This is a genomic window from Streptomyces sp. NPDC027663 (assembly GCF_055566415.1).
The window spans coordinates 15,900-31,196 of record NZ_JBVHSK010000024.1 but is presented as its reverse complement, the minus strand read 5'-3'; the positions used below and the strand labels follow the sequence as shown (position 1 = coordinate 31,196).

11 protein-coding genes, 1 pseudogene and 1 riboswitch are annotated in these 15,297 nt (G+C 73.3%); of the genes and pseudogenes, 10 read left to right on the top strand and 2 right to left on the bottom strand.

Annotated features, from left to right (window positions below; genetic code table 11):
* Positions 1-258: 258 nt before the first annotated feature.
* From ACZ4SF_RS36320 to ACZ4SF_RS36310, 3 genes and pseudogenes are all read left to right on the top strand, one after another.
* A pseudogene (locus ACZ4SF_RS36320) lies at positions 259-928 on the top strand (lysozyme).
* 128 nt (positions 929-1,056) lie between these two features.
* Entirely contained in the window at positions 1,057-2,301 is a 1,245-nt protein-coding gene (locus ACZ4SF_RS36315) for an inorganic phosphate transporter (protein WP_468393020.1), read from the top strand.
* Between the two features lie 25 nt (positions 2,302-2,326).
* Positions 2,327-2,554: a hypothetical protein gene (locus ACZ4SF_RS36310; RefSeq protein ID WP_468393018.1), complete on the top strand. Its 228-nt coding sequence runs from the start codon at positions 2,327-2,329 to the stop codon at positions 2,552-2,554.
* A gap of 261 nt (positions 2,555-2,815) precedes the next feature.
* On the opposite strand, the gene ACZ4SF_RS36305 is transcribed toward ACZ4SF_RS36310, so the two are convergent.
* Entirely contained in the window at positions 2,816-3,181 is a 366-nt protein-coding gene (locus ACZ4SF_RS36305) for a CU044_2847 family protein (RefSeq protein ID WP_468393016.1), read from the bottom strand.
* A 229-nt stretch (positions 3,182-3,410) separates the two neighbouring features.
* A riboswitch (cobalamin riboswitch) is annotated at positions 3,411-3,529 on the top strand.
* Positions 3,530-3,630: 101 nt separating this feature from the next.
* Between ACZ4SF_RS36305 and ACZ4SF_RS36300 the strand changes: the two genes are divergently transcribed.
* The 7 genes from ACZ4SF_RS36300 to cobI are packed head-to-tail and all read left to right on the top strand — an operon-like array spanning position 3,631 to position 14,502.
* The gene (locus ACZ4SF_RS36300) at positions 3,631-4,575 is read left to right on the top strand and encodes a cobalamin biosynthesis protein (RefSeq protein ID WP_468393014.1); all 945 of its coding nucleotides are present in this window, start codon (positions 3,631-3,633) and stop codon (positions 4,573-4,575) included.
* Positions 4,572-6,104, top strand: a complete 1,533-nt coding sequence (locus tag ACZ4SF_RS36295) for a cobyric acid synthase (RefSeq protein ID WP_468393012.1) — start codon at positions 4,572-4,574, stop codon at positions 6,102-6,104. Before ACZ4SF_RS36300 ends, ACZ4SF_RS36295 begins: the two co-directional genes overlap by 4 nt.
* Positions 6,101-9,751: a cobaltochelatase subunit CobN gene (cobN, locus tag ACZ4SF_RS36290; RefSeq protein ID WP_468393011.1), complete on the top strand. Its 3,651-nt coding sequence runs from the start codon at positions 6,101-6,103 to the stop codon at positions 9,749-9,751. Before ACZ4SF_RS36295 ends, cobN begins: the two co-directional genes overlap by 4 nt.
* Positions 9,748-11,760, top strand: coding sequence for a putative cobaltochelatase (locus ACZ4SF_RS36285; RefSeq protein WP_468393009.1), 2,013 nt, complete (start codon positions 9,748-9,750; stop codon positions 11,758-11,760). Before cobN ends, ACZ4SF_RS36285 begins: the two co-directional genes overlap by 4 nt.
* Positions 11,760-12,359: a cob(I)yrinic acid a,c-diamide adenosyltransferase gene (cobO, locus tag ACZ4SF_RS36280; RefSeq protein ID WP_468393007.1), complete on the top strand. Its 600-nt coding sequence runs from the start codon at positions 11,760-11,762 to the stop codon at positions 12,357-12,359. Before ACZ4SF_RS36285 ends, cobO begins: the two co-directional genes overlap by 1 nt.
* A complete protein-coding gene (locus ACZ4SF_RS36275; RefSeq protein WP_468393005.1) occupies positions 12,353-13,774 on the top strand; it encodes a cobyrinate a,c-diamide synthase in 1,422 nt (473 codons plus the stop codon). Before cobO ends, ACZ4SF_RS36275 begins: the two co-directional genes overlap by 7 nt.
* Positions 13,771-14,502 (top strand): precorrin-2 C(20)-methyltransferase, encoded by a 732-nt coding sequence (gene cobI, locus ACZ4SF_RS36270; protein ID WP_468393003.1) that lies wholly within the window; start codon positions 13,771-13,773, stop codon positions 14,500-14,502. Before ACZ4SF_RS36275 ends, cobI begins: the two co-directional genes overlap by 4 nt.
* 14 nt (positions 14,503-14,516) lie before the next feature.
* Here the strand turns inward: cobI and ACZ4SF_RS36265 are convergent, their stop codons facing one another.
* Positions 14,517-15,248 carry a ZIP family metal transporter gene (locus ACZ4SF_RS36265; protein WP_468393001.1) on the bottom strand — a complete coding sequence of 244 codons (732 nt, stop codon included), beginning with the start codon at positions 15,246-15,248 and terminating at the stop codon, positions 14,517-14,519.
* Positions 15,249-15,297 lie beyond the last annotated feature (49 nt).

The window sequence follows — 15,297 nt, the reverse complement described above, 5'->3', positions numbered from 1 at the left end:
CACAGCCACAGCCGGCCGAGCGCCCACGACTGGCCGGAGCGCGGTCGGCGGGCACTTCGCAGCCGGCCGGCACCTCACAGTCGGCGGGCAGCTCGGCCGCCGCCTCACAACGGGCCGGACGGGCCGGATCATCGCAACCCCGCCGGGCCAGTGCGGCCGGCCGCATCGCGGGAGGCGGCCGCATCGTCGGAGGCGGCCGGGTCGTCGGAGGCGGCCGGGTCGCCGGAGGCGGCCGGGTCGCCGGAGGCGGCCGGGTCGCTGACGCCTCTTCGGGGCCTGCCCAGGGGGCACGACGTGTCGTCCCACCAGGAGGACGTCGACTGGCCGGCCACCCGGACGACGGGTGCACGGTTCGTCTACATCAAGGCGACCGAGTCCACGGACTACCGCAACCCCTACTTCGACGAGCAGTACGCCGCCGCGCGCAGGGCCGGCCTGATCCGGGGCGCGTACCACTTCGCCCTGCCGGACCAGTCCACCGCCGCCCGCCAGGCCGCGTTCTTCCTGCGGCACGGCGGTGACTGGCGGGCGGACGGCCGGACCCTGCCGCCCGCCCTCGACATCGAGTACAACCCGTACAGCGAGAAGCACGAGTGCTACGGGCTGAACAAGACGCAGATGGTCGGCTGGATCCGGTCGTTCAGCGACGAGATCCAGCGGGCGACCGGCCGCCGGCCTGTGATCTACACCACCTACCCAGTGGTGGAAGCAGTGCACCGGCGACAGCCGCGCCTTCTCCTCGTCCCACGCCCTGTGGATCGCCCGCCACGGCGCCTCGGGGCCGGGGACACTGCCTGGCGGCTGGCGGTACTGGACGTTCTGGCAGTACCGCACCGTGGGCGCGCTGCCGGGTGACCAGAATCTCTTCAACGGCTCCACGGGCCGGCTGCGGATCTTCGCGGGCGGCCACTGGCCAAGGGACGTCTAGGCCGCCGAGGGGAAGCGGAAGGTCAAACCTTGGTCAGGGACACCCTGGCGCCCGCCTCAGTTCATCTTCCGTTCACTCAGGTTCCCTACGTTCGTCCAGCCAATGACCTCGAACGATTGCCTGGGTAAATGGAAAGCTTCTCGCTGATCCTCGCGATAGTGGTGGTAACCGCTCTCGCGTTCGATTTCACGAACGGTTTCCACGACACCGCGAATGCGATGGCGACCACCATCTCCACAGGCGCCCTGAAGCCCAAGATCGCGGTGGCCATGTCCGCCGTCCTCAATCTTGTGGGCGCCTTCCTCTCCGTGGAGGTCGCGAACACGATCTCCAAGGGTCTCGTCGACGAGACCGGCATCCGTCCCGAGGTCATCTTCGCCGCCCTGGTCGGCGCGATCCTCTGGAACCTGCTGACCTGGCTGGTCGGCCTCCCCTCCAGTTCCTCGCACGCCCTGATGGGCGGCCTGGTCGGTGCCACCGTCGCCTCCGCCGGCTTCGGCGCCGTCCACGGTGACGTCCTCGTCACCAAGGTGCTGCTCCCCGCGGTCGCCGCGCCGATCGTGGCGGGCCTCGCCTCGCTCCTGGCCACCCGGTTCTCGTACGGCATCGGCGGCACCGCCGACGGTGAGGCCACCCGCAAGGGCTACCGCGCCGGCCAGATCGCCTCCGCCGGCCTGGTCTCCCTGGCCCACGGCACCAACGACGCCCAGAAGACGATGGGCATCATCACCCTGGCGCTGATCGCGGGCGGTGCCATCGCCCCCGGCTCCAACCCTCCCACCTGGGTGATCCTCTCCGCGGGCCTGGCCATCGCGCTCGGCACCTACATCGGCGGCTGGCGCATCATCCGCACCATGGGCAAGGGCCTGACCGACCTCGAGCCGCGCCAGGGCTTCGCCGCCCAGACCAGCGCCGCCACCGCCATCCTGGCCTCCTCCCACCTCGGCTTCTCCCTCTCCACCACGCACGTCGTCTCCGGCTCCGTGATGGGCGCGGGTCTCGGCCGCAAGGGCGGTGTGGTCCGCTGGTCCACTGCGACCCGGATGTTCGCCGCCTGGGCGCTCACCCTCCCGGCCGCCGCGCTGGTCGGCGCGGGCGCCGAGTCCGTCACCGACCTGGGTGACTGGGGCACCGCCGTGGTCGCCGTCTTCCTGGTCGGCTCCAGCGCCGCGATCTGGAAGATCTCCCGCCGCGAGGTCGTGGACCACACCAACGTGATCGAGGAGACCGACGAGCCGGCCGGCGTGGTCACCACCGCCATCGCCGCCGTCACCCCGCCGCCCACGGGCGCGGTCGCCGAGGGCCTGACGGCCACGATCCCCGCCCCGGCCGCCGAGCCGGCCCCCGCCACCCCTCCGGCCGCCACGGTCTGACCCGGTTACTGAAGGAAGCATCTCCATGAAGATCGACTGGGCGGCTCTCGGCTCCGTCTTCGGCGTCAGCCTCGCGTTCACGGTGGGCCTGGTGGCCCTGTTCACCCTCGGCATCAACGGCCTGTCGCGCCGTGAGAAGGCCGCGGCCCAGGGCGGGTCCGCCGCGATGGCCGTGACCGGTGCGTACGTCTGCTTCGCCGCTTGCGCGGCGGCGGTGGCGTACGGGATCTACCTGATCGTCGCCAAGCCCTGACGGCTCCCTCGTCGCCGAGCCCTGACGGCCTGATCGTCACCACGCCCTGACGGGCCCACATCGCCAGGTCAGCCCTGCCGGCCCGCCGCTTCAGCGGGACCGGCAGGGCTGACCTGTGTCCGCGGCCGTCGCAGCCGGTGCGTCGCCGTCCGGCGTGCTCGCCACGACCGTGCGCGCAGGTGCCCGGCGTGCGCTCGGCGACGGGGAAGCCCGCGCCGACGGCCGCTCCTGAAGCGGGCGAGGCCGCGCGGGAGTTCGTCGTCAGGGACGGCCTTCGCCATCACGTTGTCCGGGGATCTCGGACAGATCCGCGTTCGACCATTGCATGGACACGGTGAAGTGCGCCTCGGTGGAGCCGCGGGCCACGACCACCCCGGCCTCGGCGCTCACGGTGATGCCGAACTCGACGGTGACGGACTCGGGCGCTCTGGACAGCGCGCGGGCCTCGGCCACCAGCGCGCCCAGCGCGGGGCGTACCCGGACCAGGGCCTGCTGGAGGGTCTCCGCCGCCGCTCCGGCCGCCGTGCCGCCCCGCGAGACCCGCTGCAGCCCGGCCGGACCCTCGCCGGCCACCTCCAGCAACACGATCTGGCCGTCGTCCAGGAGCATCTCGCCCACATACGCCACCGTGCGCCCCTTCCCGCGTCCGTCGCGCCCTGTATGAGGCGTACGCGCTATTGCAGGTGGTGACCGCCCCTGCAGACAAGCGGGATCGGCGAAGGCCGCCCGTGCGAGGGGAATTCACCGCGATCGGGCCGTCCGGTGCCGTCCGGCGTGCTACCGATGTGGGCCTCAGCACAGTCCGGCATCGCAGGTCAAAGGCAAGTTGACGGCCGTTCGGAGGGCGTGGTGGACTGCCCAGGCCATGTACGGCGGCAGGAGAGGAAGCCGGTGCGAATCCGGCGCGGTCCCGCCACTGTCACCGGGGAAGAACCCCCGGGAGCCAGGAACTCTCGCCGCCGGATCTCGTCGTACCAGGGCGCGGACACCCTGAGTGAGGACACGTATCGCCATGCTCGGCTGCCGATCGAGGACCAGTACCCGGCCCGCCTGCGTTCCCACGGCCGGCTGAGCCGATGGGTGCCGATCGCACGTACGCGTACGGCGCCGCCGCCGGCCTCCTCGGTGACCTGCTCCTCGGCGATCCCCGCCGGGGGCATCCCGTCGCCGCGTTCGGCCGGGCGGCCGGGGCCGTGGAACGCACTCTGTGGCGCGACCACCGCGGCTGGGGCGCCGTGCACACCGCCGTGTGCGCCGGTGGCGCCGTCGCTCTCGGTGCACTGGCCGCGCGCGCCGTACGCCCCTCCCGGACCGCTTCGGCCGCGCTGACCGCCGCCGCCACCTGGGCCGTCGTCGGCGGGACGTCGCTCGCCCGGGAGGCCCGCGCCATCGGGCTCGCCCTGGAGGCCGGGGACGTCGAGGCCGCCCGGGCCCGGCTGCCGCATCTGTGCGGCCGGGACCCCCAGGCGCTGGACGCCGACGGCATCGCCCGGGCAGTGGTCGAGTCGGTCGCCGAGAACACGTCCGACGCCGTGGTGGGCGCCCTGGTGTGGGGTGCGGTGGCCGGAGTTCCCGGTCTCGTCGGGTTCCGGGCGGTCAACACCCTCGATGCGATGGTGGGTCACAAGTCGCCCCGCTTCCGGCGCTACGGCTGGGCCTCCGCCCGCCTCGACGACCTCGCCGGCTGGCCGGGGGCCCGGCTGACCGCGGTCCTCGCCGCCGCGGCCGGACCCGATCCGCTCGGCGCCCTGCGCGCCTGGAAGGCCGACGCGCACCGGCACCCCAGCCCCAACGCCGGGCCCGTGGAAGCCTCGTTCGCGGGCGCCCTCGGCGTGCGGCTCGGCGGGACGCTCTCCTACGGCGGCCGCATCGAACACCGGCCCGTGCTCAACGGCGGTGCCGGACGGCCGGTCCGGGTCACCGACATCCATCGTGCCGTGCGGCTCTCGCGCCGTGTCGGCCTGCTCGCGCTCGGCACCACGATCGCCGGGCGCGGCCTGTTGAAGGGACGTGGGAAGTGAGCGGGGGTCTCCTCGTCGCCGGCACCACCTCCGACGCTGGCAAGAGCGTCGTGACGGCCGGCATCTGCCGCTGGCTCGTCCGCCAGGGCGTGAAGGTCGCGCCGTTCAAGGCGCAGAACATGTCCTTGAACTCGTTCGTCACCCGGGAGGGCGCGGAGATCGGGCGGGCGCAGGCCATGCAGGCCCAGGCGTGCCGCATCGAGCCGACCGCGCTGATGAACCCGGTGCTGCTCAAGCCGGGCGGTGAGCAGAGCAGCCAGGTGGTGCTGCTCGGGAAGCCGGTCGGTGAGCTGAGCGCGCGCGGGTACCACGGCGGGCGCCAGCAGCAGCTTCTCGGCACGGTCCTGGACTGCCTGGCCGAGTTGCGGGGCACGTATGACGCGGTGATCTGTGAGGGGGCGGGAAGCCCGGCCGAGATCAACCTGCGGCGCACCGACATCGTCAACATGGGCATCGCCCGCAATGCGCGACTGCCCGTGCTCGTCGTCGGCGACATCGACCGCGGGGGCGTCTTCGCCTCCTTCTTCGGCACGGTGGCCCTGCTCTCGCCGGAGGACCAGGAGCTGGTCGCGGGATTCCTGGTGAACAAGTTCCGGGGCGATGTCAGCCTGCTGGAGCCCGGGTTGGACATGCTCCGGGACCTCACCGGGCGGGGGACGTACGGCGTCCTGCCCTTCCGGCACGGGCTCGGCATCGACGAGGAGGACGGGCTGCGCGTATCACTGCGCGGTACGGTCCGCGAGTCCGCCGTGGCTCCCCCGGTCGGCGAGGACGTGCTGCGGGTCGCCGTGTGCGCGATCCCGCTCATGTCCAACTTCACCGACGTGGACGCGCTGGCCGCCGAACCGGGCGTCGTGGTGCGGTTCGTGGACCGACCGGAGGAGCTGGCGGACGCCGACCTCGTGGTCCTGCCGGGCACGCGCGGGACCGTACGGGCACTGCAGTGGCTGCGGGAACGCGGTCTGGCGGACGCGCTGGTACGACGGGCCGCCGAGGGGCGCCCGGTCCTCGGCATCTGCGGCGGCTTCCAGATCCTCGGCGAGCACATCGAGGACGAGGTCGAGTCCCGCGCCGGGGCCGTCGCCGGACTCGGCGTGCTGCCCGTCCGGGTGCGCTTCGCCCGCGAGAAGACCCTCACCCGGCCCAGCGGGCAAGCCCTCGGCGAGCAGGTGGCCGGGTACGAGATCCATCACGGGGTGGCCACGGTCGACGGGGGCGACGCGTTCATCCGTGATGACGACGGACGCAGCCTGGACGGCTGCCGGACCGGCCAGACCTGGGGCACGCACTGGCACGGTTCGCTGGAGTCGGACGGCTTCCGGCGGGCCTTCCTGCGCGAGGTGGCCGCCGCCGCGGGCCGCCGCTTCGTGCCCGCGCCGGACACCTCTTTCGCCGCGCTGCGCGAGGAGCAGCTCGACCGGCTCGGCGACCTGATCGAACAGCACGCGGACACGGACGCGCTCTGGCGGCTCATCGAGTCGGGCGCGCCGCAAGGACTGCCTTTCATTCCACCGGGAGCGCCCGCATGAGCACAGTGTTGTTGTTGTCGACCGCCGACACGGATCTGCTGGCGGCCCGGGCCTCCGGCGCCGGCTACCGCATCGGCAACCCCACGCGGGTGGACGTCGCCGAGGAACTGCCGGGCCTGATCGAGGGCGCGGACATCGCCGTCGTACGGCTCCTGGGCGGCAAGCGCGCCTGGGAGGACGGGCTGGCGGCGCTGAGGGCGTCCGGCGTCCCGACGGTGCTGCTGGGCGGCGAGGCGGTGCCGGACGCCGAGCTGATGGCCGAGTCGTCCGTGCCGGCCGGTGTGGTCGCGGAGGCGCTGAAGTACCTGGTCGAGGGCGGTCCCGAGAACCTGCTGGAGCTGTCCCGGTTCCTGTCGGACACCGTGCTGCTGACCGGTGAGGGCTTCGAAGCTCCCCGGAAGACCCCGGAGTTCGGTGTGCACGGCTCGTACCCGGTCCAGGAGGGCCGGCCGACCGTGGGCGTGCTCTTCTACCGGGCCCACGAGCTGAGCGGGAACACCGCCTTCGTGGACACCCTGTGCGAGGCGATCGAGGCCCAGGGCGCCAACGCCCTGCCCGTGTACTGCGGTTCGCTGCGCGGCGCGGACGCCGGGCTGTACGAACTGCTGGGGCGGGCCGACGCGCTGGTCGCCACCGTGCTCGCGGCCGGCGGCACGCACGCGTCGCAGGCCTCGGCGGGCGGCGACGAGGAATCCTGGGACATCGGTGCGCTCGCCGACCTGAACGTGCCCGTCCTGCAGGGGCTCTGCCTCACCTCCTCGCGGGCCGCCTGGGACGAGTCGGACGCGGCGCTGTCCCCCATGGACGCGGCGATGCAGGTCGCGATCCCGGAGTTCGACGGCCGGCTCATCACCGTGCCGTTCTCCTTCAAGGAGCAGGGCGCCGACGACGTACCGGTGTACGTCGCCGACCCCGGGCGGGCGGCGCGCGTCGCCGGGATCGCCGTCCGGCACGCCCGGCTGAGGCACAAGCCGAACGCCGAGAAGAAGATCGCGCTCGTCTTCACCGCGTACCCGACCAAGCACTCCCGCGTCGGCAACGCGGTGGGCCTGGACACGCCGGCGTCGGCGGTACGGGTGCTGGACGCGCTCCGGGACGCCGGGTACGGACTCAGCGCGTATCCGTCCGGCGGCGACGAGTTGATCCACCGGCTGATCGAGGCCGGCGGCCACGACGTGGAGTGGCTGACCGAGGACCAGCTGGCCGCCGCTCCCGCGCGGGTGCCGCTGGCCGACTACCGGGCGTGGTTCGAGAAGCTCGACCCGGAGCTGCGGGAGGCGATGACCGAGGCGTGGGGCGAGCCGCCGGGCAGCCTCTACGTGGACGGCGACGACATCGTGCTGGCGTCGCTGCAGTTCGGGAACGTCGTGGTCATGATCCAGCCGCCGCGCGGCTTCGGCGAGAACCCGATCGCGATCTACCACGACCCCGACATGCCGCCCTCCCACCACTACATGGCGGCCTACCGCTGGCTGGACAACAGCTTCGGCGCGGACGCGGTCGTGCACATGGGCAAGCACGGCACGATGGAGTGGCTGCCGGGCAAGGGCCTGGGCCTGAGCGCCGGCTGCGCCCCGGACGCCGTCCTCGGCGACCTCCCCCTCGTCTATCCGTTCATCGTCAACGACCCCGGCGAGGGCACCCAGGCCAAGCGGCGCGGACACGCCACGGTGGTCGACCACCTGGTCCCGCCGATGGCGCGCGCGGACACCTACGGCGACCTCGCCAAGCTGGAGCAGCTGCTGGACGAGTACGCGCTCGTCTCCGACCTCGACCCGGCGAAGGCCCCGGCCGTGCGCGCCCAGATCTGGACGCTGGTCAAGGCGGCCGAGCTGCACCACGACCTGCACGTGGACGAGCAGCCGGACGACGAGGCGTTCGACGAGTTCGTCATGCACATCGACGGCTACCTGTGCGAGATCAAGGACGTGCAGATCCGCGACGGCCTGCACATCCTGGGCGGCGGCCCGGTCGCCGAACCGCGCGTGAACCTCGTCCTCGCGGTGCTGCGCGCCTCGCAGGTGTGGGGCGGCCAGGCGAACGCGCTGCCCGGTCTGCGGGCCTCGCTGGCGGCCCACTTCGGGCTGGCCGAGAAGGAGCTGCTGGCCGAGCCGGGCGCCCCGGTGAAGGTGCCGGTGGAACTGACGGATCTGGTCGACGGCCCGTCCCGTACCGCCGCCGACGCGATCGACCTGCTGGAGCAGCTGTGCCGGCGGACCGCGGAGGCCATGGAGGCGCGGGCGTGGGACCGCGCGGTCGTCCCCGCGGTGCTGCGGGGTGTGCTGGGCACCGAACTCCCCGAGGCGGTCGCCGTGCTGGAGTTCGCGTGCGACGAGGTCGTACCGCGGCTGGCGCGGACCACCGACGAGATCGGGCACATCCTGCGGGCGCTGGACGGCGGTTACGTCCCGGCGGGCCCGTCGGGCTCCCCCACCCGCGGTCTGGTGAACGTGCTGCCGACCGGCCGGAACTTCTACTCCGTCGACCCCAAGGCCATCCCGTCGCGGCTGAGCTGGGAGGTCGGCCAGTCCCTCGCGGACTCGCTGGTCGCCCGCTATCTCCAGGACACCGGCGCGTACCCGCAGTCGGTGGGTCTCACGGTGTGGGGCACGTCCGCGATGCGCACCCAGGGCGACGACATCGCCGAGATCCTGGCGCTGCTGGGCTGCCGCCCGGTGTGGGACGAGGCCTCGCGCCGGGTGACCGGCTTCGCGGTGATCCCCCTGGCGGAGCTGGGCCGGCCTCGCATCGACGTCACGGTCCGCATCTCCGGCTTCTTCCGGGACGCGTTCCCGCACGTGGTCGGGCTGATCGACGACGCGGTACGGGCGGTGGCGGAGCTGGACGAGCCCGCCGACCGGAACTTCGTCAAGGCGCACGCGGACGAGGACACCGCCGGACACGGCGACCGGCGCCGCGCCACGGCCCGCATCTTCGGCTCCAAGCCGGGCGCGTACGGCGCCGGTCTGCTGCCGCTGATCGACGCCCGCAACTGGCGCTCCGACGCCGATCTCGCCGAGGTGTACGCGGTGTGGGGCGGTTACGCCTACGGGCGCGGGCTCGACGGGCGGGCGGCGCGCGGGGACATGGAGACGGCGTTCAAGCGGATCGCGGTCGCCGCGAAGAACGTCGACACGCGTGAGCACGACCTGGTCGACGCCGACGACTACTTCCAGTACCACGGCGGCATGGTCGCCATGGTCCGGCACCTGACCGGCGCCAACCCCGAGGCGTACGTCGGCGACAGCGCCGTACCGGACCAGGTGAAGACCCGCACGCTCGGCGAGGAGACCCACCGCGTCTTCCGGGCGCGCGTGGTCAACCCGCGCTGGATGGCGGCCATGCGCCGGCACGGTTACAAGGGCGCCTTCGAGATGGCGGCGACCGTGGACTACCTCTTCGGGTACGACGCCACGGCCGGTGTGGTCGACGACTGGATGTACGAGAAGCTGAGCGCGGAGTACGTCTTCGACCCGGAGAACCGGGACTTCATGAAGAAGTCCAACCCGTGGGCGTTGCGCGGTATCACCGAGCGGCTGCTGGAGGCGGCGGACCGCGGTCTGTGGGCGGAGCCGGACGCGGACACGCTGGAGCGGCTGCGCGCCACCTACCTGGATCTGGAAGGCGACTTGGAGGGCGACCAGTGACCACCCCGTTCCCGTTCACGGCCGTCGTCGGTCAGGACGACCTGCGGCTCGCACTGCTGCTGAACGCCGTGTCGCCGGCGGTCGGCGGTGTGCTGGTGCGCGGTGAGAAGGGCACCGCCAAGTCCACTGCGGTACGGGCCCTTTCGGCGCTGCTGCCGGAGGTGGCCGTGGTGCCCGGGTGCCGGTTCTCGTGTGATCCGGCCTCCCCCGACCCGTCCTGCCCGGACGGGCCGCACGAGGCCGGCAGCGGCACCGGGCGCCCCGCGCGGATGGTCGAGCTGCCCGTCGGCGCCTCCGAGGACCGTCTGGTCGGCGCGCTCGACATCGAGCGGGCGCTCGCCGAGGGCGTGAAGGCCTTCGAGCCCGGCCTGCTGGCCGACGCGCACCGCGGGATCCTGTACGTCGACGAGGTCAACCTCCTCCACGACCACCTGGTCGACCTGCTGCTCGACGCGGCGGCCATGGGCGCCTCGTACGTGGAACGCGAGGGCGTCTCCGTGCGGCACGCCTCGAAGTTCCTGCTCGTCGGCACCATGAACCCCGAAGAGGGCGAGCTGCGGCCCCAGTTGCTGGACCGCTTCGGGCTCACCGTGGAGGTCGCGGCCTCGCGGGAGCCGGACCAGCGGGTGGAGGTCGTCCGGCGCCGGCTGGCGTACGACGACGATCCCGCCGCTTTCGCCGCCCGCTGGGCCGGCGAGGAGGCCGCCGTACGGCAGCGGATCGTGGCGGCGCGGGAGTTGCTGCCGCAGGTGCGGCTGGGCGACGGCGCGCTGCGGCAGATCGCGGCGACCTGTGCGGCCTTCGAGGTGGACGGCATGCGCGCCGACATCGTGATGGCGCGGACCGCCACCGCGCTGGCCGCGTGGGCCGGACGGACCGATGTGCTCGCGGAGGACGTGCGGCAGGCGGCGCTGCTGGCGCTGCCGCACCGGCGCCGGCGCAACCCGTTCGACGCGCCGGGCCTGGACGAGGACAAGCTGGACGAGACGCTGGAGCAGTACTCCGGGGACGACGGCGACACCGACGACGACCCGGATCCGGACGGGCCCGGTGGCGGCGGTGGGCAGCCGGCACCCGACAGCGGTCCGCAGGGCGACGGCGCAAGCGCCGCGCAGCCCGAGGCCGGCGAGGGCGGTCAGCCGCAGGCGTCCGGCTCGCAGGAGCAGTCGGCCGTACGGGCTGCGGAGCCCTTCCGGGCCAAGGTGCTGAGCGTGCCCGGGATCGGCGAGGGTGCCGCCGGGCGGCGCTCGCGGGCACGGACCGAGCACGGCCGCACCACCGGGGCCCGCCGGCCCCGGGGGACGCTGAGCAAGCTGCATCTCGCCGCGACCGTGCAGGCCGCTGCCCCGCATCAGCGGGCGCGCGGCAGGTCCGGGCCGGGGCTGGTGATCCGCCGGGACGATCTGCGGCAGGCGACCCGCGAGGGGCGTGAGGGCAACCTCGTACTGTTCGTGGTGGACGCCTCCGGGTCGATGGCGGCGCGGCAGCGGATGAGCGCCGTGAAGGGCGCCGTCCTGTCGCTGCTCCTGGACGCCTACCAGCGGCGGGACAAGGTGGGTCTGGTGACCTTCCGGGGCTCCGCCGCGGACGTGGCGCTGCCGCCGACGTCCTCCGTCGACGCCGCGGCCGCGCGGCTGGAGTCGCTGCCGACGGGCGGCCGTACGCCGCTCGCGGCCGGGCTGCTGAAGGCGCACGAGGTGCTGCGTGTGGAGCGGCTGCGGGATCCGGCGCGGCGGGCGCTGGTCGTGGTGGTGACCGACGGGCGCGCCACCGGTGGCCCGGAGCCGGTCGCGCTCGCGGGGCGGGCGGCGCGGCTGTTCGCGGCCGAGCAGACCGCCTCGGTGGTCGTGGACTGCGAGTCGGGTCCGGTGCGGCTGGATCTCGCCGGTCAGCTCGCCGGTGAGCTGGGCGGTACGGCCGTGACGCTGGACGAGCTGCGGGCCGACTCGATCGCCGGGCTGGTCAGGGATGTGCAGGGGACGCAGAGGACACCGAGGAGGGCCGCGTAATGCCGCAGGGACAGCCGAGTGTCGTACCGGACGACGGACTGACGACCCGTCAGCGCCGCAACCGTCCGCTGGTCGTCGTGCACACGGGCGTCGGCAAGGGCAAGTCCACCGCCGCGTTCGGGCTCGCGCTGCGCGCCTGGAACCAGGGTTGGCCCATCGGGGTGTTCCAGTTCGTCAAGTCGGCGAAGTGGAAGGTCGGCGAGGAGAACGCGCTGCGCGTCCTCGGCGCCTCCGGTGAGGGCGGGAGCGTCGACTGGCACAAGATGGGCGAGGGCTGGTCCTGGGTCCAGCGCGATGCCCAGATGGACAACGAGGAGAAGGCCCGGGAGGGCTGGGAGCAGGTCAAACGGGACCTGGCCGCCGAGACGTACCGGCTGTACGTGCTGGACGAGTTCGCGTACCCGATGCACTGGGGCTGGGTGGACACGGACGAGGTCGTGGAGGTGCTGCGGAACCGGCCCGGTACCCAGCACGTGGTGATCACCGGTCGCAACGCGCCGGAGAAGCTGGTGGAGTTCGCGGACCTCGTGACCGACATGTCCAAGGTCAAGCACCCGATGGACGCGGGGCAGAAGGGCCAGAAGGGCATCGAGTGGTGACATCCGTTCCCCGGCTGGTCATCGCCGCGCCGTCGTCCGGCAGCGGCAAGACCACCGTCGCCACGGGGCTGATGGCCGCGTTCGCCGCGCGGGGGCTCGCCGTGTCCCCGCACAAGGTCGGGCCCGACTACATCGACCCCGGGTATCACGCGCTCGCGACCGGGCGGGTGGGACGCAACCTGGACGCGTACCTGTGCGGGCCGGAGCTGGTCGCTCCGCTGTTCCTGCACGGGGCGCGCGGGTGTGACCTCGCCGTCGTCGAGGGCGTGATGGGACTGTACGACGGCGCCGCGGGCCAGGGGGAACTGGCGTCCACGGCGCATGTCGCCAAGCTGCTGCGGGCGCCGGTGGTGCTCGTCGTGGACGCGTCCTCGCAGTCGCGGTCGGTGGCGGCGCTGGTGCACGGGTTCGCCTCCTGGGACCCGGAGGTGCGGGTCGGGGGCGTGATCCTGAACAAGGTGGCGTCCGACCGGCACGAGGAGTTGCTGCGGGACGCACTGGACTCCTCCGGGGTGCCGGTGCTGGGCGCCGTGCGGCGGGCTCAGCCGGTGGGCACGCCTTCTCGGCACCTTGGGCTGGTGCCGGTCGCCGAGCGGCGTGCGGCTGCGGTCGACGCGGTCGCGGCAATGGCTGCACAGGTCGCGGCCGGATGTGACCTGGGCGCGCTGGAGGCACTTGCCCGGGGGGCCGGTGACCTCCCAGGGGGCTCCGCCCCCTGGACCCCCGTTGGCCCACCCGCCCACCCGACTCGGCCGGCCGAGAAGTGGCCCGAGCCGTCGGCTCCGTCGGCCGAGAAGTGGGACGGGGGGCGGGCGCCCGTCGTCGCCGTTGCCGGTGGCCCCGCGTTCACCTTCTCCTACGCCGAGCACACCGAGCTGCTCGCCGCCGCCGGCGCCGAGGTCGTCACCTTCGATCCGCTGCGGGACGAAGAACTGCCCGAAGGCACCGCAGGTCTGGTGATCGGCGGCGGCTTCCCCGAGGTGTACGCCGCCGAGCTGTCCGCCAACGAGCCGTTGCGCAAGACAGTCGCCGAGCTGGCACTCAGCGGGGCCCCGGTGGCCGCCGAGTGCGCCGGACTGCTCTACCTCTGCCGTGAGCTGGACGGGCAGCCCATGTGCGGCGTGCTCGATGCCGGCGCGCGGATGAGTGAGCGGCTGACTCTCGGCTACCGGGACGCCGTGGCCGTCGGCGACAGTGTGCTGGCGGCGGCCGGAACACGGATGCGGGGCCACGAGTTCCACCGCACCGTCGTCGAGCCGGGCGCCGGTGCCGCTCCCGCCTGGGGTGTGCGGACCCCGGTCCGGCGGGTCGAAGGTTTCGTACAGCAGGGCGTGCACGCGAGTTATCTGCACACGCACTGGGCGTCCCAGCCCGGTGTCGCCCATCGGTTCGTGGAGAGGTGCCGGACGTCATGAGCAGCAGGCTGGTCGGAGTCGGGGTGGGTCCCGGTGATCCGGAGCTGGTGACCGTCAAGGGGGTCAACGCGCTGCGGGCCGCCGACGTCGTCGTCGTACCCGTGATGGACACCGGGGAACAGGGACGGGCCGAGGCCACCGTGTTGCACTACGTGCCCGCGGAGAAGGTCGTCCGGGTGGTGTTCGCGCTGAACGAGCGGACCGACCGGGCGCGCCGGGAGGCGGCCTGGGATGCGGCCGGTGCGAAGGTGGCCGAACTGCTCGGGCGGCACCGGTCCGTCGCGTTCGCCACCATCGGCGACCCCAACGTGTACTCGACGTTCACGTATCTCGCGCAGACCGTCACGGAGCTGGTGCCGGGTGTCGTCGTGGAGACCGTGCCCGGGATCACCGCCATGCAGGATCTCGCGGCGCGGTCCGGGGCCGTGCTGACGGAGGGCACCGAGCCGCTCACCCTCGTACCGGTCACCGCCGGGTCCGCCGTGCTGAAGGAGGCACTGGCCGGGCCGGGCACGGTCGTGGCGTACAAGTTCGGGCGGCAGGCCGGCGAGGTCGCCGAGGCGCTGGCGGAGACCGGGCGGCTCGGGGACGCCGTGTGGGGATCGGCGCTGGGGCTGCCGGAGGAGTCGGTGCGGCAGGCCGCCGAGCTGGACGGGACACCGCTGCCGTATCTGTCGACGCTGATCGCGCCCCCGCGGCGGGACGGCGGCCGGGGCGGGAAGCTGTGAGACCGTTCGCGCGGTCAGCCGGAGATGCCGACCACCAGCCAGATGAACGCGGCCCCGGCCACCGTGCACAGCAGCGTCGAGCGGGCCGGGTGCTCGTGGTGGGCCTCGGGCAGGATCTCGGCGGCGGCGAGATAGAGCAGCACGCCGCCGAAGAGGCCGAGATAGCCGCCGAGCACCGGTTCGGGGATGCGGAAGAAGGCCGTGGACAGCGCGCCGAGCAGGGGTGCGCAGGCGTCGGCGACCAGCATGCCGATGGCGCGGCGGCGGGCGTTGCCGTACAGGCTGGTGATGGTGAAGGTGTTGAAGCCGTCGGCGAAGTCGTGGGCGATCACGGCGAGCGCGACCGCGGTGGCCATGCCGCCGCCGACCTGGAAGGCCGCGCCGATCGCCACGCCGTCCATGGCGCTGTGGCCCACCATCGCGGCGACCGCCGCCAGGCCCACCTCGGGCGCCCGGTGGTCGGGGCCCTCGGCGCCGCCGTGCGCGGCCTGGCGCGCGGCCAGCGTGCGTTCCACCAGGTGGGCCAGCAGGAACCCGGCCACGAACAGCAGCAGCGCGGCGGGTACGCCGTAGATCTCCTGGCCGGCCGCGCGCAGCGCCTCCGGCAGCAGGTCCAGGCCGACCACGCCCAGCATCAGCCCGCCGGCCAGGCCCAGGACCAGATGGCGGCGGTCGGTCACGCGCTGTGCCGTCCAGCCGCCGGCCAGCGTCATCAGGAACGCGCCGAGCGCGACGAAGACCGCCATAGGCCCTTGCTATCCGATGGACCGGCGTGCGCGCACGTCCGACAGCCGT

Coding starts and splice junctions, on each gene's coding strand:
- ACZ4SF_RS36310 (WP_468393018.1), top strand. CDS start 2,327: ATGAAGATCGACTGGGCGGCTCTCGGCTCCGTCTTCGGCGTCAGCCTC.
- cobI (WP_468393003.1), top strand. CDS start 13,771: ATGAGCAGCAGGCTGGTCGGAGTCGGGGTGGGTCCCGGTGATCCGGAG.
- ACZ4SF_RS36315 (WP_468393020.1), top strand. CDS start 1,057: ATGGAAAGCTTCTCGCTGATCCTCGCGATAGTGGTGGTAACCGCTCTC.
- cobO (WP_468393007.1), top strand. CDS start 11,760: ATGCCGCAGGGACAGCCGAGTGTCGTACCGGACGACGGACTGACGACC.
- ACZ4SF_RS36300 (WP_468393014.1), top strand. CDS start 3,631: ATGGGTGCCGATCGCACGTACGCGTACGGCGCCGCCGCCGGCCTCCTC.
- cobN (WP_468393011.1), top strand. CDS start 6,101: ATGAGCACAGTGTTGTTGTTGTCGACCGCCGACACGGATCTGCTGGCG.
- ACZ4SF_RS36265 (WP_468393001.1), bottom strand. CDS start 15,248: ATGGCGGTCTTCGTCGCGCTCGGCGCGTTCCTGATGACGCTGGCCGGC.